The organism is Providencia sp. PROV156 (assembly GCF_028480905.1).
Lineage (GTDB): Bacteria > Pseudomonadota > Gammaproteobacteria > Enterobacterales > Enterobacteriaceae > Providencia > Providencia hangzhouensis.
Map to the genome: position 1 here is coordinate 105,590 of NZ_JAMPPE010000002.1, position 25,672 is coordinate 131,261.

Annotated in this window: 19 protein-coding genes; 13 read left to right on the plus strand and 6 right to left on the minus strand. The window is 41.7% G+C overall.

What is annotated here, in order from left to right:
* The first annotated feature begins 64 nt into the window (after positions 1 to 64).
* The 4 genes from oxc to PSF31_RS01700 all read left to right on the plus strand — a co-directional run bounded on the left by oxc (position 65) and on the right by PSF31_RS01700 (position 6,086).
* Positions 65 to 1,768: an oxalyl-CoA decarboxylase gene (oxc, locus tag PSF31_RS01685; protein WP_096863649.1), complete on the plus strand. Its 1,704-nt coding sequence runs from the start codon at positions 65 to 67 to the stop codon at positions 1,766 to 1,768.
* Between the two features lie 105 nt (positions 1,769 to 1,873).
* Positions 1,874 to 2,818, plus strand: a complete 945-nt coding sequence (gene yfdV / locus PSF31_RS01690) for a transporter YfdV (protein ID WP_004906833.1) — start codon at positions 1,874 to 1,876, stop codon at positions 2,816 to 2,818.
* Positions 2,819 to 2,893: 75 nt separating this feature from the next.
* A complete protein-coding gene (gene frc / locus PSF31_RS01695; RefSeq protein WP_004906207.1) occupies positions 2,894 to 4,150 on the plus strand; it encodes a formyl-CoA transferase in 1,257 nt (418 codons plus the stop codon).
* Positions 4,151 to 4,352: 202 nt separating this feature from the next.
* A complete protein-coding gene (locus PSF31_RS01700; RefSeq protein WP_096863647.1) occupies positions 4,353 to 6,086 on the plus strand; it encodes a nitrilase-related carbon-nitrogen hydrolase in 1,734 nt (577 codons plus the stop codon).
* A 61-nt stretch (positions 6,087 to 6,147) separates the two neighbouring features.
* On the opposite strand, the gene PSF31_RS01705 is transcribed toward PSF31_RS01700, so the two are convergent.
* From PSF31_RS01705 to manD, 4 genes are all read right to left on the minus strand, one after another.
* Positions 6,148 to 7,635, minus strand: a complete 1,488-nt coding sequence (locus PSF31_RS01705; protein ID WP_096863646.1) for a mannitol dehydrogenase family protein — start codon at positions 7,633 to 7,635, stop codon at positions 6,148 to 6,150.
* Entirely contained in the window at positions 7,616 to 9,025 is a 1,410-nt protein-coding gene (locus tag PSF31_RS01710) for an MFS transporter (RefSeq protein ID WP_004906200.1), read from the minus strand. The genes PSF31_RS01705 and PSF31_RS01710 overlap by 20 nt, the downstream gene beginning before the upstream one ends.
* A 63-nt stretch (positions 9,026 to 9,088) precedes the next feature.
* On the minus strand, positions 9,089 to 10,111 hold the full coding sequence (locus tag PSF31_RS01715) for a Zn-dependent oxidoreductase (protein ID WP_094961972.1): 1,023 nt from the start codon (positions 10,109 to 10,111) through the stop codon (positions 9,089 to 9,091).
* Positions 10,112 to 10,135: 24 nt separating this feature from the next.
* Positions 10,136 to 11,350, minus strand: a complete 1,215-nt coding sequence (gene manD / locus PSF31_RS01720; RefSeq protein ID WP_004906197.1) for a D-mannonate dehydratase ManD — start codon at positions 11,348 to 11,350, stop codon at positions 10,136 to 10,138.
* Positions 11,351 to 11,632: 282 nt separating this feature from the next.
* On the opposite strand from manD, the gene PSF31_RS01725 reads away from it, so the two are divergent.
* The 9 genes from PSF31_RS01725 to PSF31_RS01765 all read left to right on the plus strand — a co-directional run bounded on the left by PSF31_RS01725 (position 11,633) and on the right by PSF31_RS01765 (position 23,466).
* Complete coding sequence (locus tag PSF31_RS01725) at positions 11,633 to 12,379, plus strand: FCD domain-containing protein (RefSeq protein ID WP_004906196.1); 747 nt, start codon at positions 11,633 to 11,635, stop codon at positions 12,377 to 12,379.
* A gap of 17 nt (positions 12,380 to 12,396) precedes the next feature.
* Positions 12,397 to 13,590 carry a mannonate dehydratase gene (gene uxuA / locus PSF31_RS01730; protein ID WP_096863645.1) on the plus strand — a complete coding sequence of 398 codons (1,194 nt, stop codon included), beginning with the start codon at positions 12,397 to 12,399 and terminating at the stop codon, positions 13,588 to 13,590.
* 597 nt (positions 13,591 to 14,187) lie between these two features.
* Entirely contained in the window at positions 14,188 to 15,123 is a 936-nt protein-coding gene (gene fdhE, locus PSF31_RS01735) for a formate dehydrogenase accessory protein FdhE (protein ID WP_096863644.1), read from the plus strand.
* Positions 15,124 to 15,145: 22 nt separating this feature from the next.
* Positions 15,146 to 16,537, plus strand: a complete 1,392-nt coding sequence (gene selA, locus PSF31_RS01740; RefSeq protein WP_096863643.1) for an L-seryl-tRNA(Sec) selenium transferase — start codon at positions 15,146 to 15,148, stop codon at positions 16,535 to 16,537.
* The gene (gene selB / locus PSF31_RS01745) at positions 16,534 to 18,402 is read left to right on the plus strand and encodes a selenocysteine-specific translation elongation factor (protein WP_004906184.1); all 1,869 of its coding nucleotides are present in this window, start codon (positions 16,534 to 16,536) and stop codon (positions 18,400 to 18,402) included. Before selA ends, selB begins: the two co-directional genes overlap by 4 nt.
* 69 nt (positions 18,403 to 18,471) lie before the next feature.
* The gene (locus PSF31_RS01750; RefSeq protein ID WP_096863642.1) at positions 18,472 to 20,133 is read left to right on the plus strand and encodes an LTA synthase family protein; all 1,662 of its coding nucleotides are present in this window, start codon (positions 18,472 to 18,474) and stop codon (positions 20,131 to 20,133) included.
* Between the two features lie 226 nt (positions 20,134 to 20,359).
* Complete coding sequence (locus PSF31_RS01755) at positions 20,360 to 21,361, plus strand: NAD-dependent epimerase (protein WP_096863687.1); 1,002 nt, start codon at positions 20,360 to 20,362, stop codon at positions 21,359 to 21,361.
* Between the two features lie 44 nt (positions 21,362 to 21,405).
* Positions 21,406 to 22,572 carry a nucleotide sugar dehydrogenase gene (locus PSF31_RS01760; RefSeq protein ID WP_096863641.1) on the plus strand — a complete coding sequence of 389 codons (1,167 nt, stop codon included), beginning with the start codon at positions 21,406 to 21,408 and terminating at the stop codon, positions 22,570 to 22,572.
* 189 nt (positions 22,573 to 22,761) lie between these two features.
* A complete protein-coding gene (locus PSF31_RS01765) occupies positions 22,762 to 23,466 on the plus strand; it encodes a lipopolysaccharide core heptose(II) kinase RfaY (protein WP_004906179.1) in 705 nt (234 codons plus the stop codon).
* Positions 23,467 to 23,533: 67 nt separating this feature from the next.
* On the opposite strand, the gene thiM is transcribed toward PSF31_RS01765, so the two are convergent.
* Entirely contained in the window at positions 23,534 to 24,304 is a 771-nt protein-coding gene (gene thiM / locus PSF31_RS01770) for a hydroxyethylthiazole kinase (protein WP_004906177.1), read from the minus strand.
* A gap of 77 nt (positions 24,305 to 24,381) precedes the next feature.
* On the minus strand, positions 24,382 to 25,584 hold the full coding sequence (locus tag PSF31_RS01775) for an ROK family protein (protein ID WP_096863640.1): 1,203 nt from the start codon (positions 25,582 to 25,584) through the stop codon (positions 24,382 to 24,384).
* Positions 25,585 to 25,672: the final 88 nt, after the last annotated feature.

Consider the following 25,672-nt stretch of genomic DNA (forward strand, 5'->3'; position numbering starts at 1 on the left):
TTTTAAATATTGGGGTGAGAAATCACTCCATTTAATCTTTTAATCAGTTATTTATGAGGTAGACATGTCTGCTGATCAAACCCAAAACCTGACTGATGGTATGCATATTATTGTCGATGCACTTAAAAAAAATGGCATTGATACAATCTACGGTGTTGTTGGAATTCCAGTGACTGACATGGCAAGGCATGCGCAAGCTGAAGGTATTCGCTATATTGGTTTCCGCCATGAGCAATCTGCGGGTAACGCAGCTGCAATCAGTGGTTTTATTACCCAAAAACCGGGTATCTGTTTAACGGTTTCGGCGCCGGGTTTCTTGAATGGTATGGTTGCTCTTGCTAATGCAACGACCAATGGTTTTCCAATGATTCAAATCAGTGGCTCAAGCGACAGAGCGATAATTGATTTGCAGCAGGGTGATTACGAAGAGTTAGACCAAATGAACACGGCAAAACCCTTTGTAAAAGCGTCTTATCGTGTGAATAAACCTGAGGATCTTGGTATCGCACTAGCCCGGGCAATCCGAGCTTCGGTATCAGGTCGTCCTGGTGGGGTTTATCTTGATTTAACAACGGAAGTGTTGTCTGCCGTGATGGACAAGGACGCAGCGGATAAAACCATTTTTACAGTTGAAGACCCTGCACCAAGACAAATTCCATCACCAGATTCAGTGAATAAAGCCCTTAAGTTGCTCGCCTCGGCTAAGCGACCATTAATTATTTTGGGTAAAGGTGCAGCTTATGCCCAAGCGGATGACAATATTCGTCAATTTATTGAAACAACCGGTATCCCTTATTTACCGATGTCAATGGCTAAGGGGCTGCTGCCAGATACACATCCCCTATCAGCCGCATCAGCTCGCTCATTTGCCTTATCCAGTGCAGATGTTGTGGTATTAATGGGAGCACGTCTTAACTGGTTACTTGACCATGGTAAAGGTAAGCATTGGTCACCAGAAACGCAATTTATTCAGTTAGATATTGAACCTTCCGAAATTGATAGTAACCGCCCAATAGCGGCCCCAGTTGTTGGTGATATTTACTCCAGTATTGAGTCATTATTGGCAGGACTTAAATCAACCCCTGTTAAATCACCAACAGAATGGATTGTCAGTATTGATGAGCACAAGAAAATCAATGTCGAGAAAATGGCAGTTAAGTTAAACACTGACACTTCCCCGATGAATTACTTCAACGCATTACGTGCGATCCGTGATGTGCTGGTCGATCACCAAGATGTTTATGTCGTCAATGAAGGCGCTAACACGCTTGATAATGGGCGAAATATTATTGATATGTACCAACCACGTAAACGCTTAGATTGTGGAACATGGGGCGTTATGGGGGTCGGAATGGGTTATGCAGTGGGAGCCGCTGTAACAAGTGGTAAGCCTGTTGTGGCGATTGAAGGCGATAGTGCTTTTGGCTTTAGTGGTATGGAAATCGAAACGATTTGTCGCTACAAATTGCCTGTCACTATTTTGATTTTCAATAATGGTGGGATTTACCGTGGTGATGGCGTAAACCTCCATGGTGATCAAGACCCTTCTCCTACCGTTTTAATGGGCGGAGCGCGTTATGACAAAATGATTGAGGCCTTTGGTGGCATCGGCTACCAAGCAACAACACCTGCTGAGGTACAAGAAGCCTTGAGGGCCGGTTTAGCATCGGGTCATCCAACTTTGATAAATGTTGTTATTGACCCTGCAGTTGGAACGGAAAGTGGCCATATTGGTAATTTAAATCCGAAGTCTGTCGTAAAAAATTAACGCAGCATAACGTTAACTAACAAAGATAACCCTACGCGGCTCATTTTTAATGAGTGGCGTACGGGGTCTTATTGCCAAAAATAGGTGGGTCTTATGGCTGATTTTATGTATAAGATTTTTATGAGCGACCTATTACCTATCATTATTATTATGGTATTAGGTTATGTGAGTGGTAAACGAAATGTGTTTACCAGTGACCAAGCGAAAGCATTTAATAAGTTGGTATTAAATTACGCATTACCTGCTGCATTATTTGTTTCTATCGCACGCGCTAATCGAGAAATGATATTTGCAGACGCTAAATTGACTATTATTTCATTTGTGGTCTTGCTCGTTTGTTTCTTTTTCTCTTTCTTTAGCTGTAAATATATTTTTAAACATAGTCGTGGCGAAGCTGCGGTATGTGCATTAATTGCAGGTTCTCCGACAATTGGTTTCTTAGGGTTTGCGGTTCTAGACCCTATTTATGGTGAAACTGTTTCAACTGGGTTAGTTGTCGCTATTATTTCCATCATCGTTAATGCCATTACAATCCCTATTGGCCTATTCCTACTGAACCCATCTGATGCGGAAGGGAAAAAGGGTGGTGGCGGTATGGATGCATTAATATCCGCCTTTAAAGAACCCGTCGTATGGGCTCCGGTACTTGCGACAGCACTGGTATTGGTTGGTGTGAAAATTCCTACCGTTTGGGACCCAACATTTGATTTAATTGCGAAAGCAAACTCTGGTGTTGCGGTATTTGCTGCCGGTCTGACATTAGCCGCTAATAAGTTCGAGTTCGATGGTGAGATTGTTTATAACACGTTATTAAAGCTAGTTTTAATGCCAGGGTTAATGTTACTGGCGGGTATGATGTTTAATATGGGAACAGAACAACTGCAAATGATGGTATTAGCTGGGGCATTGCCACCTGCTTTCTCTGGAATAATTATTGCAAGTCGCTTTAACCTGTATACCCGGACAGGAACTGCGTCGCTGGCGGTTAGTGTACTTGGTTTTATCATCGCAGCTCCAGCGTGGATCTACATCTCTCGACTCGTTTCATAGAAAGAGTCAATGGGGCAAAATGAGTTGCCATGGCGTGAGAAATGACGTCATGGCAGTTTTGTAAAAAGGTGAATTATGACTTCTTCAAAACCGCTTGATGGGATACGCGTTCTTGATTTTACTGGGGTTCAGTCAGGGCCATCATGTACACAAATGCTTGCTTGGTTCGGTGCTGATGTGATCAAAATTGAACGCCCAGGCGTTGGGGATGTGACACGTAATCAATTGCGAGATATCCCTGATGTGGATGCGCTGTATTTTACGATGTTAAACAGTAACAAACGCTCTTTAGAGCTCAACACCAAAACTCCAGAGGGAAAAGCCGTGATGGAGAAACTAATACGTCAATCTGATGTATTAGTTGAAAATTTTCATCCGGGGGCTATCGACCATATGGGGTTTACGTGGGAGCACATCCAAGAACTCAATCCTCGATTAATTTTTGGCTCGATTAAAGGGTTTAATGAGAATTCACCCTATGCGAATGTGAAAGCCTATGAAAATGTTGCTCAATCTGCTGGTGGTTCAGCATCAACGACGGGTTTTCCTGATGGCCCTCCGACCGTAAGTGCTGCGGCATTGGGGGACAGTAATACGGGTATGCATTTATTGATAGGCATACTGACGGCGTTATTACACCGTGAAAAAACAGGTAAAGGGCAACGCGTTACTATGTCAATGCAAGATGCGGTGCTTAATTTATGTCGTGTGAAATTACGTGACCAACAACGTTTAGAAAAACTCGGTTTCTTAGAGGAATACCCTCAATACCCAAATGGCACATTTGGTGATGCGGTTCCTCGTGGCGGGAATGCGAGTGGTGGTGGCCAGCCGGGAACGATGCTCAAATGTAAAGGCAGCGATGTTGACCCAAATGCCTATATTTATTTTATTAATCAAGACCATAATTGGGAAAATACCTGTGATGCTATTGGGCGCCCAGAATGGAAAACCGATCCTGCTTTTGCCACTACACAGGCACGTGCAAGTCATATCCAAGATGTATGGGATGCAATTGAAGAAATCGCTAAAGACAAAGATAAACATGCACTAACTGATTATTTTGATCAGTTTGATGTGCCATGTTCTGCAGTATTAAGTATGAAAGAAATTATGGATGACCCTTCTTTGCGTCGTAGTGGTTCGATTGTCGAAGTTCAACAACCAAAACGAGGCTCATATTTAACGGTGGGTTGCCCAATGAAATTTTCAGCGTTTATCCCTGAAATTAAAAGTGCTCCATTGCTTGGGGAACATAATAACGAAGTATTAAAAGAGCTTGGTTATAGTGATGAACAAATTATGGAAATGAAAAAAAATAATGTTATTTAATTAATAATATTAAAATCGCTCTTAATATGATTTTCTAAAAAAGCTAATTAATATTAGCGGCTATATTCAGATATTAGATATATTCAAATATAGCCGCTAAATTCAGGCGATTACTACCTCAATCAATTGGAATTATAGAAATATTTTTCCCTATTTAGTTTTTATTTTTTTATTAATAAATTCTTTGAATAAGGATTATTGTATGAGTATTGCTGAAATAAAAAAAAGCAGTAAAGTCGCAGCCGTTGATTTTATTCCTGCATGGGGAGACTTAAATGGGAATATTCAACGTTTAGTCGAAGCGACAGAAAAAGTGGCTGCTCAAGGGGTAAATTATGCCGTATTTCCAGAAACGGCAGTGAGTGGTTATTTATTTTCGGACTCTACGGAATTAGCACCTTATTTAGATACTATCCCTGGCAAAACGACTGCTGCAATACTGCCTGTATTGGCTCGAACAGGAATGTATATGAGTGTCGGTATCGCGGAGCGAGATAGCGAAACAGGGCTCGCCTATAATTCAGCCGTTTTGATGGGGCCGGAAGGTATTATTGGTAAATATCGTAAAATAGGCCTGAATTCTCAAGATCAAAAAGTATTTGCACCGGGCAATACTGGTGTCAAAACTTTTGAAACACCGATTGGCCGTATCGCATTATTGATTTGTTATGATGATACCTACTGGCAATACGTTCGATTAGCTGCATTAGAAGGGGCGCAAATCGTTGGTTGGCATTCAGTATCCGACCGAATGATGCCAAATGCCACCCCTGCTGAAATGTTGGGCGACCACTCAACGGTTGCGCATGTACAACATATGAGCGCATTCAATGGGTTGTGGGTTATTTGTGCTACCCGAAGTGGAATTGAAACTAACCCAATTACTAAAGGGCAGCTTTACTATAATGGGGGCTCAAGTGTGTGGTCGCCATCAGGGCATAAAGTGGCTCAATCTCCCGTGCTTAGCCCGCTAGAACTAGAACCCGGGCTAAATGGCATATACTGTGCGACGATTGATTTAGACGAAGCAGATAAGCAACGTGATGCATTACTCGCGAAGCGCCGCCCTGAATTATATTTCCCAACACTGGCTTTTCACCGCAGCCCAACAGATATCAATGCGACAGAAACAGTAATACAAACGACGCTTATTGCTGCTCAGTGGGAAAAATCTATTTCTAAGTTAGATGCAATTCAAGTGGGAGAAAATGAATTGCTGGTTTTACCCGAGCTCTCTGCGCTTCCTTATACGAATGACCCGAACCTTATTTTGTCCCATGCTGAAAAGCAAGGGGGAGCATTTGAACAAACACTGTGTCAGGCTGCTCATCAAGGAAAAGGCTATATTGTTGGAAGTTATCCTGAAATTGAGATTGATAAAGTGTTCCACACCGTCATTCTTGCGGGCCCATCAGGGGAAATATTAGCCCGCTATCGTGTTACACATCTTAATGAATGGGATAGCGGCTGGGCAACAGCGGGTAGCGCTGTGAGTGTGACAGCAACGCCAATTGGGCGTATTGCACTGGCGGCGGCACATGAATTAGACGTTCCTGAATTAGGGGGATTATACAGTATGTTACGTGCTGATATTCTTGCTGTACCAGCGGGCATCCCATGTGATTTAAAAGTGGAAATTGATAGCCATCTTTTTTCGGTTGAAGAGCCGCCAACAGGGCGTGTCGATTTTATCCCTTATGCAATTGCTACATTAAACCAGTTATGGGTGGTTTGTGGCGGGCGAAACGAGCGTGATTCTACGTCAGCGGCTATTTATGGGCCAGAGCCTGTTGTCCTTACTCCCACATTGACAGCACAAAGAGGGGCTGAAGATGTGCGTTTGCAAGCTCAGGTACCCGCACCTTTTACTTGGATTAACCAAGAACGGTTGGTGAGTGGTCAGCAAGCTATTTGGTTTCCGCCGCTAACACAGTAGATTATAGTTCAAGCGAAGTTTGAGTGAAAAAGGCGGGGGAAACCCGCCTACTAATATGTTATTACAGGGTGTACTGGTGGTTGAGTGCTTCAATGGTTTTCTTGGCACCGTTATCACGTAGTGAAAGGTAAAATGCAGTCACCTTTTCAGTAAATAGTGAATTATTAACCAGTTCTTCGGTAAACAAACTGTTGAGGGACAGCAATGCGCGAACACGGCTTTCATCATCAGTGCTGTTTGCAACCAGCTCAGCCAATTTTACAGCCTGTGGGTCGCTGACTTGAATTTCTGCGCCATGATCATCTTTTCCGCTGACATAACGCATCCATCCCGCAACGGCTAAGGCTAAATAATCAAATGATTGGCCATTTTTCAGGTGAATTTGGATAGAATCGAGTAAACGTTGGGATAATTTCAACGTTCCATCCATCGCGATTTGCCAAGTACGATGTTTCAACCCCGTATTTTTAAAACGCTCAATCAGGGCATTAGCATAGGCTGGTAAATCCACATTTTTGATGGATAACGTTGGTGCTTGCTCATTGACCATCAAGTGATAAGCGGCTTTTTCATAAGCGCTATCCTGCATGCATTCATTAATATATTGGTAACCAGCCAAATAACCTAAATAAGCAAGGAAAGAGTGGCTACCATTTAACATGCGCAGCTTCATTTCTTCAAATGGAACGACATCCGTGACTAACTGAGCGCCCGCTTTTTCCCACTCAGGGCGACCTGCGACGAAATTGTCTTCAATCACCCATTGGCGAAATGGCTCACAGGCAATGGCGACTTTGTCAACGACAGGGCCTAGCTGGGATTGAATTTTCTCCGCTGTGTCTGGTGTCATGGCAGGCACAATTCTATCCACCATGGTAGATGGAAAGGTGACATTGGCTTCAATCCAATTGGCCAATTCAATATCCTGTTTTGCAGCCATCGCTAAAATGACATTTTTCGTGATATGGCCATTTTCAGGCATATTGTCACAGGACATGACCGTAAATGGTGTAATACCCAGTACCTTACGGCGTTTTAAGGCTTCAACAATCAGACCCGGTAGTGATTTCGGGGTATTTGGTGAGGCTAAATCATGCGCAATAGCGGGGTTCGCAAAATCAATCGAACCTGTCGCGGGCACATAGCAATAACCTTTTTCAGTAACCGTCATGGAAACGATGGCAATATTAGGGTCTAACATGCGATTGATAACGGCATCAATTCCGTGAATGGTTGGGTGTAATGCTTCTTTTACCACACCGACAGTACGGGTTTGCCAATTATCGCCTTGCATTTCAACTACGTTATAAAGGCAGTCTTGAGCGAGTAAATCTTCAATTTGTTGCTCGCCACCGACTAAATTGACCTCACAAAAGCCCCAATCACTCTGCTGTTCCGTAGCTAAAATATCCGCAAAGATGGCTTGGTGGGCGCGGTGGAACGCGCCGAAACCTAAGTGAAGCATTTTTACCTTTACCTGCTCCCTATCATAGCTTGGTACTTTGATTGTGGCGGGTAATTGGTTTAGGTTATTGGTTGACAGTTGCATATTTCACTTTACCTTTTTGTTGTTCAGCCTCTTCAACCGCATCCAACGTGCTGGTTAAATCACGATCTTTCACTTCAGGCATGATAATGGCACTGATTAATGAAATGGCAGAGTAAATGATGATCATGATTGCAATTGGCCACCAGCTTCCGGTGATGCTACAGAAAATACCCGCTAGAACTGGGCCTAAACCAGAGGCAATTAAGCCACCAATTTCTTTGGCCACAGCCATACCAGTAAAACGGTTACGTGAGTTGAACATTTCAGCCATCGTAATATTTTCTAAGGCAAATAATCCGAGTACTGAACAGTTATGAACGATAATAATACAGATGGTAATTAAGCTAACGCTGTTCGCACCATCGACGATGACAGATAACATCGGATAGGCGAGCAACATGGCAGATAAGCTAAGAATAATATAAGGAATACGGCGCCCGAATTTATCAGATAGCAGACCAATCACAGGAATGGTCAGGAAACCGACAACGGAGCTGATCATGATCGCATCAGTTGGAATACTTTTATCAAATAATAAGCTTTGAACTAAATATCCCGCTAAGAAAGTTTGAATTAACCCAGAGTTACCCGCTTGACCGAAACGAATACCAGTTGCTAACCAAAATGCTTTAGATTTAAACATGGCAAAGAAACTTTCTTTCGGTGGCGTTTGTACCGCAACTTTGGCTTCTTGCTCTTCCGTATTTTGTACTTTCTCAAATACTGGGCTTTCTTTCAGATTCAGTCGTAACCACACGGCAAACAACATCACAACGAAGCTTGCCAAGAAAGGTACACGCCAGCCCCACGCCAGCAAGTCTGATTTGTCTAACCAGAAGAACATAACCGCCCAAATCGCAGTGGCACTTAATGTGCCGCAGTTTGTCCCCAGACCCACGAGTGAAGCCACAATACCGCGACGGCCTTTTGGTGCATATTCTGCCAGCATGGTACCTGCGCCTGAAATTTCAGCGCCTGCCCCTAGGCCTTGAATAATTCGCAAAAGAACTAATAATAGCGGTGCGAGGATACCTACCTGTGCGTAGGTTGGTAATACCCCGATTAATGTAGTACACACCCCCATCATGGTGATGGTGATAAAGAGTACTTTTTTACGACCGATTCGGTCGCCCATTTGACCAAAGAAAATCGCACCAACAATACGTGCGACATATCCGGCACCGTAAGTTCCCATAGCAAGAATTAATGCCATTGAAGCGGATTGTTCAGGGAAAAATATTTCATGGAAAACAAGTGCTGCGCCTAACGAGTAAAGCTGGAAATCCATAAACTCCAGAGCGGTTCCTAGCCAGCCTGAAACTGCAGCTTTGGTCAGATCGCCAGAGCTGCGTTCCACTTTCCCTGATGGATCAATTGACTGAGTATTCATATTATTATCCTATTAATCACGTAGAGTAGTATCCAAAATCGGATTTAGTTTTTTTTAATTAAATTAAAAGGTTAAAAGAATTTTACAGCAGGTCTTCTGGTCTTTTTCAAAGGTTAATATTGCCTCTTGCGCTTCAGTGAATGGGAACTGATGGGTTAAGATTTTTGTTGGGTCAATTTTTTTAGATTCTATCCAGCTAATCACTTCTGGGAATTTTTTGGCATTCAGGCGCGAAGAAAACAATGAAATCTCTTTGCTGGTAATACTTTGCTGTGTAACGGCACTTGCTTCACTTGAAAAGCCCATAATAGAAACTCTTGCCGCAGGGGAAGCAATCAAGATGGCTTCTTGTAAGATAGCGGGATGGCAAGCTGCATCAAGTACTAACGTTGGGCGGAGCCCCAGTGCTTTGAGTTGCTCTGGTAGTGGGGTTTGTGAATTATCAATGACAATATCAGCGCCACAATCTTTTGCTCTTGCTAAGCGTTCAGTCACGCGGTCAACTACAATTAAGGTTTTGACCTGATAAACGCCTTTAAGAACCTGTGCGCAGGTTAACCCAATCGTACCCGCACCATAGACTAATGCGACATCATCTTGAGTTGGATGAACATGCGAAGTCACGTTGGCGGCAATAGAGTATGGTTCAACGGTAACGGCACATTCATCGCTGATTGAATCAGGAATGGTATAAGCGTTTGCCGCAGGGACATTAACATATTCAGTGAACCCGCCATCAGTATGAACGCCTAATACTTCTAGTGTCTCGCAAACATTTGGTTTACCAATTGAACATGGGTAGCAATGACCACAACTGAGAACAGGGTCGATAGAGACACGTTCACCAATGCGTTTACTGTCTACGCTGGAACCGACTTTTTCAATGACACCGAAAAATTCATGACCAATCACTCGTGGATATTTTGCAAATGGGTTATGGCCACGGTAGATATGGCTGTCAGAACCACAAATACCGGCTAATCGGACTTTTATTTGTACTTGATTTTCAGTTGGTTCAGGAACTGAACGCTCTTCAATCAATAATGTATTAGGTTCTTTAATTACTACCGATTTTACAGCTTTCATATTTGACTCCGAATAAAATAAAAATTACCAGTTCCACAACGTGCCGTCTTCGAGACGAGCAACTGGAAGATAAGCTGGGTTGTACGGGTATTTCGCTGCCAGTTTTTCATCAAAATCGATACCTAAACCGGGCTTATCACTTGGGTGCATATAACCATCGTTGAACGTCCAGTTGGTCGTAAATACGGACAACATTTCTTCGGAGTAGCCCATAAACTCTTGAACGCCGAAATTTGGTACCCATAGATCAAAGTGTAAGGCGGCAGCATGGCAAATAGGGGATAGGTCAGATGGACCATGAGAACCGGTTCTGACTTGGTAAAGTGAAGCGAAATCAGCAATCCGGCGCATACCCGTGATCCCTCCAGCATGCGTGATTGTGGTGCGGATATAATCGATAAGTTGCTCTTCAATCAATTGTTTACAATCCCAAATGCTATTAAAAACTTCACCTACAGCGATTGGGGTGACGGTATGTTGACGAATTAATCTAAAACAAGCTTGGTTTTCCGCTGGTGTTGGGTCTTCCATCCAAAATAATCGATAATCTTCAATACTTTTACCGAAGCGAGCTGCTTCAATAGGGGTCAAGCGATGGTGCATATCGTGTAGTAGGTGTTCATTGAAGCCATATTTGTCCCGTACGGCTTCAAATAGTTTGGGCATAAAATCGAGGTATTTTTCGGTTGACCAAAATTGCTCTTCAGGGTGATGGCCTTTTGTGGCAGGTTCATAAGCAAGGTTTTTTCCTTTACTCTGCCCATAGGTGGTTGCCATCCCTGGGATGCCGCACTGCACTCGGATCGCTTTAAAACCTTTTTCTTTATATTTTGCGTAGTTATCTAGTGTTTCGGCAATATCAGTACCTGTGGTATGGCAATAAACCATCACTCCTTCACGAGAAGCGCCACCGAGTAATTGATAAACCGGAAGGTTGGCAATTTTGCCTTTAATATCCCACAGTGCCATATCAATAGCTGAGATGGCGGACATCGTAACTGGGCCTCTGCGCCAGTAGGCTCCCTTATAGAAGAACTGGTAAATATCTTCGATTTTATGTGGGTCACGGCCTATCAACTGAGGACAGAGGTGATCTTGAAGATAGGATGCCACTGAGAGTTCTCTCCCGTTAAGGGTGGCATCACCTAGTCCATATATGCCTTCATCGGTGGTAATTTTTAATGTGACAAAATTACGACCGGGGCTACATACAAAGACTTCTGCTTTTATGATTTTCATTTTGGCCTAAATCCCTATTACTTGTTAACCAACTGATCAACCAAATCACCCCTTATTACTCAAACTGGTTTATTTATTGGTTAACCAAATTTTCTTTTTTTCACTCTATCAATCGGTAAATTAAAAAACAATGACTAAAAAGACGACAATAAGTGAATCTGATCACAAATTGGTTAACTAATTTTGTGGAAATAGTGGATAAATTGGTTGACCATTGTTGTGAGGGACGATAATCTACAATGGAAGAACTAAATTTAATTCGACAACGCGTTGTACATATATATGAAAACTCAATACCGCTCGTACCAATACCTAGGTCAGCAGTTAAAAGAGCTCATTGCATCTGGTGAATATCCGATAGGAAGTCGTTTAATGCCAGAGCGTGAGATCGCTAAAAAATATGATGTTAGTCGCTCATTGGTACGTGAAGCACTCATCATGTTAGAAATTGAAAAATTGGTTTCTATCAAGAAAGGTTCTGGTGTTTATGTTATCAACCACCCAGATCTATTAATTGATGAAGTCAAAAGCTTAGATCATGGCCCTTTTGAAATACTGCAAGCTCGCCAAGTGATTGAAAGTGCGATAGCTGCATGTGCTGCTTTGTCAGCAACAAAAGCCGATATCCAAGAGATCCGCGCATTATTAGAAGATGAGCGAATCAAAGTTGCGAATAATGAAAGTGACGATGCGAATGATCATAAGTTTCATGTGTTAATTGCTCGCGCAAGCAAGAACGACATGATGGCGAAGATTATTGATGATATCTGGGCTGTGCGGTTACAAAGCCCTATGTGGGATAAGCTACATGAGCATATCGACAATACGACTTACCGGAAGAAGTGGTTGATTGATCATGAAAATATTTTAAATGCACTACAAAAACGTGATCCTGAATTGGCTAAAAAAGAGATGTGGCAGCATTTAGAGAATGTCAAAAATACGCTAATGCAGCTTTCTGATTTTGATGACCCCAATTTTGATGGTTACTTATTTGAAACAATTCCTTATCAGACTATTTTTGAATAATCGCAGGAGAAGTACTCATGGAGCATACGTGGCGTTGGTACGGTCCTAATGACCCTGTTTCTTTAAGTGATGCTAGGCAAGCAGAGGCGACGGGAATCGTCTCTGCGCTCCACCATATTCCTAACGGTGAAGTTTGGAGTGTTGAGGAGATTTTAAAGCGTAAAGCTATCATTGAAGATGCTGGGTTAGTTTGGTCTGTCGTGGAAAGTATTCCTGTTCACGAAGATATTAAAACTCAACAAGGTAATTTTGATCTCTATATTCAAAATTACCAACAAAGTATTCGTAATTTAGCATCCTGTGGTATTAAGACCATTTGCTATAATTTTATGCCAATTCTAGATTGGACGCGTACTGACCTTGCTTATACGCTACCAGATGGCTCCAAAGCGTTACGGTTCGACAATATTGCCTTTGCCGCGTTTGAAATTCATATTTTAAAACGTGAAAATGCGGCGGCGAGTTATTCAGAACAAGAAGTCAAAGAAGCGGCTGAGTATTATGCCAATATGTCATCTGATGATATCGAAAACCTGATTAAAACCATCATTGCAGGGTTACCGGGCGCAGAAGAAGGTTATACATTAGACCAATTCCGTGAGCGCTTGGCGCTGTATAATAATATTGATGAAAATCAGTTACGTGAGAACTTACGTTATTTCTTGCAGAAAATCGTTCCTGTATGTGAAGAAGAAAATGTGGTTTTAGCTATTCACCCCGATGACCCTCCGCGCCCAATTTTAGGCCTGCCACGTATTGTTTCTACCATTGAAGATATGCGGTTTATTAAGCAAAGCTGCGATAGCATTCATAATGGGTTTACTATGTGCACAGGTTCTTATGGTGTGCGAGCCGATAACGACCTAGTAAAAATGATTAATGAATTTGGTGATCGTATTCATTTCACACATTTACGTTCAACGGTGAGAGAAAACAACCCAAATACTTTCCATGAAGGAAATCATATTGCAGGTGATGTCGATATGTTTGAAGTGGTCAAAGCCATTTTAGCGGTTGAACAAAAACGCCATGCTGCGGGGCTTGCACCAATTCCAATGAGACCAGATCATGGTCACCAAATTTTGGATGATTTGAAGAAAGTGACTAACCCTGGTTATTCCGCTATTGGCCGCTTAAAAGGCTTAGCAGAGGTGAGAGGGTTAGAGCTCGCAATTAAACGTATGTATTACCCTGAATTACTGAAAATCTAAAAATTAGCTCGTTATTAACGATATTTGCTTTTCATTTGGTATTATACCAAAGGTACTGTTATACCCCTAAAGAAGCAAAACTGTTATTTTATTATTACGCGACTAAATAGTATTTGGTCGCGTATTTTATTGACCATAAATGCTTTTTATATTTATCGTTATCTAAATGGTACAGTAGGTATAGTATTAAATATATTTATGTTTTTATTTCTTTCTTATCGAACAACAGCAATAAAAAGCACATCAAGATACGAACAATAGCTACTTCTGTTGTAAATTAGGAAGTGGTCGGCATCATAATCTTACAGTCATAACCACTTCAAACCACAATGTCACTATTTTTATCCTAGTGATAACAATTTATTTATATCAAATAAAACAATCATCATCCTGATTTACATTTACCTTGATCTACTTCGGGTTAATAGAATGGATAATTCGGGGGCTAGAGTAGCCTCAAGGTGACTTTTGTTTTATCCTGAACATTAGAGAACCGCATTCGCGGATATAAATATGATGAGCAAAAACGCTTTCGAGAAAATAAATAACCCTTTCTCGGGAATTGTCGTTATAAAAAAATAGAAAAGTGAGAACGCAATGGGTATTCGTATCGTTCCTAAAGAAGAGTTAGGACAAGAAAGATTGAAAGAAAAGGGAATTGGTTTTATTCCACCAGTTCTGTTTCCTAACTTAAAAAGTTTATATCAACGCCGTGCTGAGCGACTCAAAGAACTTGGTGCAGGAGAACATCCTTTTGCAGATTATCTGAATTTTGCTGCTGAAGTGGCAACCGCACAACATAATGCACAGCATGATAATCTATTAGAAATGGATATGGCATCTATCCTTGAGCGCTCAACAAATACCAATAATTCGCCATTGGATGCAAAAACATTTCCACGGACAATGCATTGGCACAAATTATTAACGGCAATTATTGCCGAATTAATGCCAGTCGTGCCTGAGTCTGTACGTCCGGCGTTAGAAAATCTGAATAAAGCGTCTGAAACAGAACTCGAAGTCATGGCAACTGCGTTGCTAAATGAAGAGTTTGAAAAAGTTCCTGCGGACAAATCGATGTTCATTTGGGCTGCATTATCGGTGTATTGGGCACAAATGGCAGCAAATATCCCAGGTAAAGCACGTGCAGAACATGGTGACCATCGCCATTTCTGTCCTGTATGTAATAGCATGCCAGTGTCGAGTATTGTGCAAATTGGTACATCACAAGGTTTACGTTATTTACACTGTAATTTATGTGAAACTGAATGGCATATGGTGCGCGTTAAATGCAGTAACTGTGAGCAAACAGGTAAATTGAATTATTGGTCATTAGATGACGAAAATGCGGCAGTTAAAGCCGAAAGCTGTGGTGATTGCGGTAGCTACTTGAAAATCCTTTATCAAGAAAAAGAAGCTAAAGTTGAAGCTGTCGCGGATGATTTAGCCTCAATTATTTTAGATGCACGCATGGAAGAAGAAGGCTTTGCGCGTAGTAGTATTAATCCGTTCTTGTTCCCTGGTGAAAAATAAGTGGTAAAAGAGAATCGTGACTATGGCTGAATCAGACTTGGTTTTATATCGCCAACTTCCTGCTATTGATAAATTATTGCAGCTCGATGAAGTGCAAATTTTGGTTGAACAATCAGGGGCTCATTGGGTCACTGCATGTTTACGTAAGATGCAAGAACAAGCTCGAGCCAGTATTGCTCAGGCAGGGAAATTACCTGCTTGGCAGGAAGATTGGGTAAAAGAGTTAGCACAACGCCATCAAGCTTTAGGGCAAAGCGCCCTAAAAAATGTGTTTAACTTGACGGGTACGGTGCTACATACCAATTTAGGCCGTGCGGTCATGTCAACCACGGCGGTGAATGCAGTTAGCCAAGTGATGAGTTCGCCTGTCACATTAGAATATTCTCTAGATGGTGCGATGCGAGGGCATCGTGACCGTGCGATTGCTGACTTGCTGTGTGAGCTCACTGGCGCCGAAGATGCCTGTATTGTTAATAATAATGCTGCCGCAGTTTTATTATTGCTAGCAACGGTTGCAAATGGCCAGCAAGTTATTGTTTCTCGTGGTGAATTGGTTGAGATTGGTGGGGCTTTCCGTGTGCCAGATGTGATGGCGCAGGCTGGCTGCCAATTAGTTGAAGTGGGTACAACGAATCGGACTCACTTACGTGACTATGAGAACGCGATTAATGATCAAACTGCACTATTAATGAAAGTGCATACCAGCAATTACAGTATTGAAGGATTTACTGCTGAAGTTGAAGGCGAAGAGCTTGCAGAGCTAGGTAGAAAGTATCAATTACCAACGGCAATTGATTTAGGCAGTGGTTCGATGATTGATATGACGGCTTATGGGCTACCTGCAGAGCCTATGCCACAAAGTTACCTTTCTCAAGGCATTGATTTAGTTTCAATTTCTGGAGATAAACTTCTTGGTGGCCCACAAGCAGGGATTATCTTAGGGAAGAAAAAATGGATTGATGCAATTCAAAAGCATCCATTAAAACGTGCTTTACGTGTTGATAAAATGGTTTTAGCTGCACTTGAAGCAACGCTAAAACTGTATTTAACTCCCGAAAAACTCACAACAGAATTACCCACATTACGTTGGCTAACACGAGATCCTGAAACTATTCGTGATAGCGCAGAAAGCATAGTTGTTGCTCTACAAGCCTTTTATGGGGACAAATTTATTGTTGAAGTTGAGCCTTGTCTCTCACAAATAGGGAGCGGTTCACTTCCTGTCGACCGTCTTCCTAGCTTTGCGGTAACATTCACACCGCTAAATGGAAAAGGTAGTACATTAGAGCAACTCGCTACGCAGTGGCGCCAGCTACCTCAACCAGTGATTGGGCGTATGAAAGACGGTAAATTGTGGCTTGACTTGCGCTGTCTTGATGATGAACACGCGTTATTACAGGTTTTACTTTCATGATTTTTGCGACAGCAGGCCATGTTGACCATGGTAAAACTTCTTTAATTCAAGCCATTACTGGCATAAATACCGCACACCTCCCTGAGGAGAAAAAGCGCGGAATGACCATTGACCTAGGGTATGCCTACTGGCCACAGCCAGATGGGAGCTCTATTGGTTTTATCGACGTTCCAGGACATGAAAAATTCTTAGCCAATATGTTGGCTGGGATTGGTGGTATAAACCATGCGCTTTTGGTAGTAGCTTGTGATGATGGCGTGATGGCGCAAACCCTTGAACACCTTTCGATTTTAAGGCTAGCGGGTTGTGAAAATATCAGTGTTATACTGACGAAGGCTGACCGAGTCGATCATTCGCGAATTGAACAGGTTACGGAGCAAGTCACCTCCGAGCTGGCTAAACAAGGTTGGCCAGATGCAAAACTATTCATTACGTCTATTGAAGATGGGCGTGGCATTGATGCGCTGCGTTTATATCTGCAACAACTTCATCAGCAAAGTGGTTCACATCCCAATATCCAACGTCGTTTTCGTTTAGCCATTGACCGCGTTTTTTTGGTTAAAGGTGCAGGGGTAGTGGTGACTGGCACTGCATTAGCGGGAAAAATTCAAGTTGGTGAGTCACTATGGGTGACAGGAGCGGATAAGCAGGTTCGCGTCAGAGGTATTCATCGGCAAAACCAAATATCTGAATTCGCTGTTGCAGGTGATCGAGTGGCCTTAAACTTGGTGGGCGATATTGATAAAGAAAATATTACCCGAGGGGATTGGTTACTTGCAGAGCAACCTGCGTTTATTGCAACACGGGTTATTGTTGAATTGGAATGCGATGCATTAATTAAGCACTGGCAACCTGTGCATCTTTACCATGGTGCAAGCCACATCACAGGACGAGTGTCATTATTAGTGGAGCAAGGGGAAACCCCCGTGCTTGCTGAGTTAATTTTAGATACCCCATTATGGTTAGTCGAGAATGACCGGTTAATTATCCGTGATATTAGCGCTCGCCAAACGTTAGGTGGGGCTCGAGTGATACGTTTGGTTTCCCCACGGCGAGGTAAAAGGCTTCCGGAGTTTTTGGATTGGTTATCTAAGCTTTGCCGAGAACAAGATGAACTGGCTCACTTTAAGCTACAGCTTCCTCAAGGTGAACTTAATTTACGGGATTACAGTTGGGCGCGGCAACTCACCCATGATGTGTTAGATAATTTATTGGCTCAAATGGATGTGGAGCGTGTTGGCAACCATGTTTTATCCACATTTAAAGCGCAGATAGCGAAAGAACGTATCGTTCAAACCCTTGAAGAATTCAATGAAATACACAGTGACCAAATCGGTGTAGGCAAAGCACGTTTAAAACGTATGGCTCTGCCTTCAATGAGCGAGGCATTAGCATTTAAATTCATTGATGATCTCATTGGTGAAAATGTTATTAAGCAAACTCGCGGTTGGTTGCATATGCCCCAACATGGGCTGGTGTTTGATGCCCAACAGCAATTGATTTGGCAGCAAATACACCCATTATTTTCACGTAATGAAGCGTGGTGGGTACGTGATTTAGCATTAGAAAGTGGCTATGAAGAAGATACGATGCGTCGCGTTCTAAAAAAGGCGGCGCAAATGGGATTAATTACGGCGATAGTTCGTGACCGCTATTATAGCCATGAGCAAATTAATTATTTTGCGTCACTTATTCACCGTTATTGCATGGAAAATGAAGTCATTTTTGCGGCTGATTTCCGTAACGAATTAGGGATTGGTCGGAAACTTGCGATTCAAATTCTTGAGTTTTTTGATAAAAGCGGTTTTACTCGTCGTAAAGGCGATGGTCACCATTTACGAGATAAAGGCATTTTCGTTGAATAAATTGAGTGTTTTAATCCGTTATAGTAGTGCCTCATAGCAACCTCCAATATTAAACTTGTGGTAAAACTGATGAAGAAAAAGTTATTTGCAGGCTTTTATCTGGCATTGATCTTTATTGGCTCCCTTTTCTTAGTCTTTGAAAAAGGTAGCGTAATTTATCCTGCTCTCATATCGGTCAGTGTATATGCCGTTTTATTCGGTATTTTAATGGTGCTAACAGCTCGCTGGTTATTTTCCGCTATTATTACCAGTACATTATTTATCATCATAAAATTCCTGAATCAGTTAAAAGTTCATTATTACAAAGAACAACTCTTCTTTAGTGATATCAATATTATGACAGACACTTCCAATATGGGGACCTTGGGCCATTATTGGTTAGCAGGTGTCGCACTGGTTGGGTTGCTTATATTATTAGTCATTAATGGGGTTATTAGCTGGCGATTGCTCAAGCCGAGTAAATCAAAAATGACTCGCGTTATTGGTGTTGTTCTTATTGTTGCGGGTTACTTTGGTATTAACTTCACAAGCTCACATTATTATGACAGATGGTCTCAGACGTTGCCAAAAGGCCGAGGGACAGTGACCAATATTATTATGTCGGCACAAAATGCGAGTTATCAATCCCCTGAATTTGCAGGCTCAGCTGATTATTTTATGGAAAAAGCAGCAGCAATATCCCTAGAAAATAATGCAGCCTCAGAAAAACCAGACATCGTTTTATTACTGCAAGAGTCTACTGTTGACCCACATATTTATGACTTACCTGAAGGAACTAAGCTTCCTGATTTATTTATGTTCCAGCAAGATAGTGGCGTAAGTGCGCATAGTCAGATGCGGGTACAAACTTTTGGGGGAGGAACTTGGTTATCTGAATTCTCAGCGCTAACTGGCTTAAATAGTGATGATTTTGGTGCGCAAAAAAGCGGTGTCTTTTATTTTATCGTTGACCACCTTAAAAATAGCTTATTCAAAGAAATGAAGGCCAACGGTTATTATACTGTGGTACTTACCCCCTTTAATAAAGGTGCATACCATTCAGGGCATGCCTATGAAACGCTTGGGGTTGATAGAATTATTCAACCACAAGAGCTCGGCTATCCAGGTAAACTGCAAGATAACTTATGGACAATCAGCACCGATGATATGCTGAAATATGTAAAAGAAATCTTAGCGAAAGAAACAGATAAACCCGTATTTATTTTCTCTCTTACAATGTATGAGCATGGTCCTTACAAAGAGAGCCATAGTGATGACTACGGTATAAAAGACAAAATTAAAAACTCAGATGCTGCAGGTGAATTTAGCCATTATATGGACAAAATCGTAACCTCAGATGCATCAATACGTGATTTCGCAGAATTCATTGAAAAACGTGAGCGTCCGTTGATGTTTTTATATTTTGGTGACCATCAACCAGGAATTAGCTTAAATCAGTATAATTCTTCATTTTCATCACCCGCTTACCTAACACAATTTACTTTGCGGGATAACTTGAAATCAGGAACTGCAATAACAACGGGCCAGTTAACAGATATTTCCTTCTTAGGCGGAATCTTATTAGAAAGGGCAAATTTAAACATTTCCCCATTTTATGAAGCCAACATCAAAATGCGTCACTTATGTGATGGCAAACTCAATGATTGTGAAGACCAAAAGTTACTTGATAGCTATCGCAACTATGTTTATGGAACTTTAGAAGCAGCTAATGCCAATAAAGGTGATATGTAATAGTATGTTATTATCAGCCGTAGATATTTACGGCTGATACCCTCTTTTTTGTTATTTCCTGCCTAAAATATTAATATTTTCTTAAAATTTATTATTTTTTTACGCTTTTTTGTTTTAATAACAAAACCATTCGTTATTTTTTTTGTCTTAATTTTAGTTAATTTTTCTGTGAAATTAGGTGCTCATTTCGAGCTTTAGAATGGTTTAACGCTAGAAGACAATGAATATGAAATATTTGGTCACGGGAAGTGCGGGTTTTATTGGTTTCACGCTTTGCCAACGTTTATTAGAGAGTGGGCATGAAGTTGTCGGGATTGATAACTTAAATGCGTATTACGATCAAGGGCTTAAACAATCCCGTTTACATTTATTGGAGCAGTTTCCGTTATTTCGTTTTATTCATCTTGATATCACAGACCGTGAGACTGTCCGTGTATTGTGTACACAAGAACAATTTGACCGAGTCATTCACTTAGCGGCACAAGCGGGTGTTCGTTACTCGTTGGAAAACCCATTTGCTTACGCAGATAGTAATTTAACTGGCCACCTCGCCATTTTAGAAGGTTGTCGCCAAGCAAAAGTGAAGCATTTAGTCTATGCCTCTTCAAGTTCGGTGTACGGCGTAACCGATAAGACGCCATTTACTACTGACATGGCAACCGATCACCCGATTTCACTCTATGCGGCAACAAAGAAAGCCAATGAATTAATGGCGCACTCCTATTCACATTTATACCAGCTACCGACCACAGGGCTGCGGTTCTTTACGGTTTATGGCCCTTGGGGGCGCCCAGATATGGCTTTATTTAAGTTTACGAAAGCTATTTTGGCGGGCGAGCCTATCGATGTCTATAATAACGGCAATCTCAGTCGTGATTTCACTTTTGTTGATGATATTGTCGAAGGTGTGATCCGTATTTCAGATATAATTCCACAAACGAACCCGAATAATCATTCGGCATCACCTGCAGAAAGCAGCGCGCCATATCGAATCTATAATATTGGTAATGGGCAGCCTGTTAAGTTGATTGAATTTATTTCTGCACTGGAAAAGGCACTGGGTAAAGAAGCGATTAAAAACTTTTTACCTATGCAAGCGGGTGATGTGTACACCACTTGGGCGGATACGGAAGACTTGTTTAATGTGACAGGTTATCGCCCACAAGTTTCTATTGAGCAGGGTGTTCAGTCATTTGTGGATTGGTACCGTTCTTATTACCACCAATAATATCAATAAGCTGTAACATCTTTAGCAGGATTTGGGAGGCAAGTTTGAAAATAGCAATCGCAGGAACCGGCTACGTCGGCCTATCTAACGCCATGTTGCTGTCACAAAACCACGAAGTGGTTGCGGTGGACATCATCCCTGAAAAAGTGGCGATGTTAAACAACCATCAATCACCGATTGTTGATGCAGAAATTGAACAGTTTTTAACGGAAAAGACCCTCAATTTCCGTGCCACAGAAGATAAAACTGAAGCTTACACCGGTGCACAATACGTCATTGTCGCAACGCCAACCGACTATGACCCAAAAACCAATTACTTCAATACAAGATCGGTTGAGTCTGTTATTCATGATGTGAATGAAATTAACCCAGAAGCGACGATTATCGTGAAATCCACTATCCCTGTGGGCTTTACCGCGCGCTTACGTGAAGAGTTTGGTTATACCAACGTGATTTTCTCTCCTGAATTTTTACGTGAGGGGCGTGCTTTGTGGGATAACTTACATCCTTCCCGTATCGTGGTGGGAGAGCGTTCAGAGCGCGCGAAAATTTTTGCGGATTTGTTGCTGGAAGGCGCAATTAAGAAAGATGTGCCCGTGTTATTTACCGATGGAACCGAAGCCGAAGCCATTAAACTGTTTGCCAACACTTATTTAGCGATGCGTGTGGCGTACTTTAATGAGCTCGATACCTACGCAGAAAGTCGCGGTTTAAATGCACGCCAAATTATTGAGGGAGTCTCTTTAGACCCACGTATTGGTAGCCATTATAACAACCCATCATTCGGTTACGGTGGTTATTGTTTACCGAAAGATACTAAGCAACTGCTAGCTAACTACGATGACGTGCCAAATAACCTGATTAACGCCATTGTGGAATCAAACCGCACCCGTAAAGACTTTATTTCCGATGCGATTATCGCTAAAGCACCATGCAAAGTCGGTGTTTATCGCTTAGTCATGAAAGCGGGCTCTGATAATTTCCGTGCCTCTGCGGTACAAGGTGTGATGAAACGCATCAAAGCCAAGGGCATTGAAGTGGTGGTGTATGAGCCGGTTTTAAAAGAAGAAGAATTTTTCCGTTCGAAGGTTATCCGTGATCTCGATACTTTCAAAGCAGAAAGCGACATTATTCTAGCCAACCGTATGGTGCCTGAGCTGGAAGATGTGGCAGAGAAAGTCTATACCCGAGATTTATTTGGTAATGATTAAAACTCGTTTATGGGGTAGGTTGGTATCGTGCTAACCTATCTCTGTATATTAAGACCTAATAACCCTATCTATTTTGTGCCATAGTGCACAAGTTACCTATTTTTAAACGCTACTCTGCAACAATCGCTAAGAAATGTTGTTTGCCATTTGCTAGCATCCGTCAATTGATTAAAAATTGGCTATTTTGTTATGCAGAAAATAATAAAAAAACAAAGAGACGGTTTTATCACCTTTCAAAAAGAAGGTGAGATAGATTTTTGGCAAATTGTTAATGATTATATTGATGGGAAGATCGCGGGTAAGAATTTAAGTAGCGGAAATATTGAGAGAAGTGTTGCTCGTATTCATGTAAATGGACAAAGTTATATTATTAAATGCGAAAAAGAACGCGATAAGCGTATTGAAAAACGGCTGATGCATATTATTTCTGGCCCTTTTTATTCACGTTTATTGAAACGTTTAGTGACTGCACAAAATAACGGTTGTACCGTAACGAATGATATTTACTTTGTTGCAGAAAAAATGGTCGGTCGTGAGTCAGTAGAAACATGGATTATTGCGGAGTATGTGGAAGGAACTGTTTTATCTGAAGTTGATGATATCAAGCCTTATTATGCAGAGATGAAAGTCATTATCAACCAATTGCATTGGTATGGTTTATCTTCTAATGATATCCATGCAGGGAACTTTGTTATAACCAATGAAGGACTTAAGGTTATTGATTTATCAGATTATGGTAATTTTGCTATTTGCAAAGCGAATGATTTAATTGCATTACAGCGTTTTTACGGTATCGAACCCGATAGCAAAAATTTTGTTTATCGTTTTATTCGTTTTAGAGATCACTTTCGTCATTGGTCAAGAAAGATAAGAGGGAAGAAAACTCGGCTCTAGTTCGCTATGCCAAGTTTTCATTACCACAAAATTACCGAAAAAAACAAAGTTATCGATCACAACAAAACTATTGATAAAGCGCATCTAAAAATTCAGGGATAAAACTGCCTGTCCCATGGCAACGCTGGGTTGCGGTTTCTCCAGCTTGTTTCATGATAGCGCAAGCAGCGGCAACATTTTGTAGCCTATCACCAGGTAGAGCGCAACATGCAGCAACCACCGCGGAAAGAGCGCATCCTGTACCGACGACTCGAGTCATTAAAATATGGCCGCCAGTAACTGCAAAGGTGCGTATTCCATCGGTGATGTAATCCACTTCCCCGCTTATCGCAACAATTGTCTTAGCTTGTCTCGCTAATAATTGTGCTGCGGGAAGAGCGTCATCAGTGGTGTTAAGGGAATCAACGCCTCTGCCGCCAGCACTGCTTCCTACCAATGCCATAATTTCAGAGGCATTACCGCGAATAGCGGCAGGCTTGAGAGTCAGCAATTCATGGCAAAAATGGGTGCGAAAGCTAAGTGCACCTGCGGCAACAGGGTCAAGTACCCAAGGTTTTTTCGCTTGATTCGCACTGTTAACCGCACATTTCATTGCATGTCGGCGCTCAGTGGTTAATGTGCCTACATTAATCAGCAAGCCATGTGCGATAGCGGCAAACTGCTCTGCTTCTTCGGGTTCAATGACCATGGCGGGAGAGCAGCCGAGCGCTAACAGGACATTGGCAGTGAAGGTCTGAACAACATCGTTTGTCATGCAATGAACAAGAGGGGATTGAGAAGTAAGCTGTTGTAGTACCAATGATTTTGTCGTGTTGCTGATGTGTTCAAATTCTAACATGATCCCCTCATTAATAGTGATAGAGCATAGGCTCGTTGATTTATTCTACACTCTATCTGTTTTAATGAAAGAACCACTTAATCAGCAAGATATTTCTCCATGACCATTCCACCAGCGCCTTGAGCAACAATTTCGTATGAATCATTGGCGGGGTAAATACGTGTCTTAATATGAGGAAAAATAGAGAGTTTTTCTTCAATAGACTTTTGGGTCATCTCAAAAAAGTGATTTTTAGGTGTTAGGGTTCCGCCGCACACCACCACATCTGCTTGAGTCGTTAAAATCGCATTAGCGATGGCAATACCATAATAATAGGCTGCCTCGCCAAGTGCTTCGAGACACAGGGCATCGTCCAATGTGAGAGCTTGGAAAATAGTATGGTAGCTAATTTCAGACTCATTATTAACTAATTCATTGATTATTGAGCTTTTACCCAACCTGAGTTGCTGGATCACCCGTGACTTAATCGCAGACAGTGAACTATATTGCTTTAAACAGCCAAATGACCCGCATTCGCAGCGTTGACCATTAATATCAATTGTCGTATGACCAAAGGCTTGAGCGGTGCTAATGGGTGCTGGAGCGTATTGATTGTTGATGATGGTACAGCTGCGAATATCGGTATCACAGGTTGTAAATAAAAACCTTTGGCTATCAGAGGTATAGCGTAAACGATACTCAGCAAAAGCCGCAAAACTAATCCCACTTCCGAGTAATACGAAGCAAGGGACTTTACTGGATATATAGTCGTGAAGTTCTTTTATTCGTGAGTTATATTGATGATATGGCAGTTTATCGCGTTCTAATATATGGTCGATGGCGATGCCTATACCTAACAAACTTTTTACGTTAAGTCCATGTTCAGCTAATAAAATATCTAATTTATTGAGCAGATGATCCACCATATTTTCTGCGGTTTCTAGGTGCTCATATTTGACCTTTACCATCCCTAAAATATCCAACTTTAGGTTCTGTAAAACTATCGTCGAATATATATCACTCATTTCAATGCCAACTAGGTAGCCATCAGCAGCATTGATATTATAGAGGATAGGTTTGCGGCCACCGGTCGACTCTCCGAGCTCAGAAGTCGAAATTAAGTGATTTCTCCCCAGTTCGTCAAGTAACCGAGCACAAGTTGCTGGTTTCATGCTAGCCAGTGATGTCAACGTCTCTGCCCTAATGGGACCATGGTTTAAAATTAACCGGTAAAGCGTTTTGAGTTTTTGTGTTTTTGAATTTTTTGAGGTGCGAAATTCATTTAATAGTGTATGTAACAAGCGCCTCACTCCTTTTCATTCCGACTCTTGCGCTAAAGATTAGCAAATATACGCATAAGATTCTGCTTCATGTGACACATCATATCTA

Excerpts from the sequence above, each read along its gene's own strand:
- fdhE (WP_096863644.1), top strand. The coding sequence starts at position 14,188 with ATGGGTATTCGTATCGTTCCTAAAGAAGAGTTAGGACAAGAAAGATTG.
- selB (WP_004906184.1), top strand. The coding sequence starts at position 16,534 with ATGATTTTTGCGACAGCAGGCCATGTTGACCATGGTAAAACTTCTTTA.
- PSF31_RS01725 (WP_004906196.1), top strand. The coding sequence starts at position 11,633 with ATGAAAACTCAATACCGCTCGTACCAATACCTAGGTCAGCAGTTAAAA.
- PSF31_RS01715 (WP_094961972.1), bottom strand. The coding sequence starts at position 10,111 with ATGAAAGCTGTAAAATCGGTAGTAATTAAAGAACCTAATACATTATTG.
- PSF31_RS01705 (WP_096863646.1), bottom strand. The coding sequence starts at position 7,635 with ATGCAACTGTCAACCAATAACCTAAACCAATTACCCGCCACAATCAAA.
- thiM (WP_004906177.1), bottom strand. The coding sequence starts at position 24,304 with ATGTTAGAATTTGAACACATCAGCAACACGACAAAATCATTGGTACTA.
- PSF31_RS01750 (WP_096863642.1), top strand. The coding sequence starts at position 18,472 with ATGAAGAAAAAGTTATTTGCAGGCTTTTATCTGGCATTGATCTTTATT.
- uxuA (WP_096863645.1), top strand. The coding sequence starts at position 12,397 with ATGGAGCATACGTGGCGTTGGTACGGTCCTAATGACCCTGTTTCTTTA.
- yfdV (WP_004906833.1), top strand. The coding sequence starts at position 1,874 with ATGTATAAGATTTTTATGAGCGACCTATTACCTATCATTATTATTATG.
- frc (WP_004906207.1), top strand. The coding sequence starts at position 2,894 with ATGACTTCTTCAAAACCGCTTGATGGGATACGCGTTCTTGATTTTACT.
- PSF31_RS01765 (WP_004906179.1), top strand. The coding sequence starts at position 22,762 with ATGCAGAAAATAATAAAAAAACAAAGAGACGGTTTTATCACCTTTCAA.
- manD (WP_004906197.1), bottom strand. The coding sequence starts at position 11,350 with ATGAAAATCATAAAAGCAGAAGTCTTTGTATGTAGCCCCGGTCGTAAT.
- oxc (WP_096863649.1), top strand. The coding sequence starts at position 65 with ATGTCTGCTGATCAAACCCAAAACCTGACTGATGGTATGCATATTATT.
- PSF31_RS01755 (WP_096863687.1), top strand. The coding sequence starts at position 20,360 with ATGAAATATTTGGTCACGGGAAGTGCGGGTTTTATTGGTTTCACGCTT.
- PSF31_RS01700 (WP_096863647.1), top strand. The coding sequence starts at position 4,353 with ATGAGTATTGCTGAAATAAAAAAAAGCAGTAAAGTCGCAGCCGTTGAT.
- PSF31_RS01710 (WP_004906200.1), bottom strand. The coding sequence starts at position 9,025 with ATGAATACTCAGTCAATTGATCCATCAGGGAAAGTGGAACGCAGCTCT.
- selA (WP_096863643.1), top strand. The coding sequence starts at position 15,146 with ATGGCTGAATCAGACTTGGTTTTATATCGCCAACTTCCTGCTATTGAT.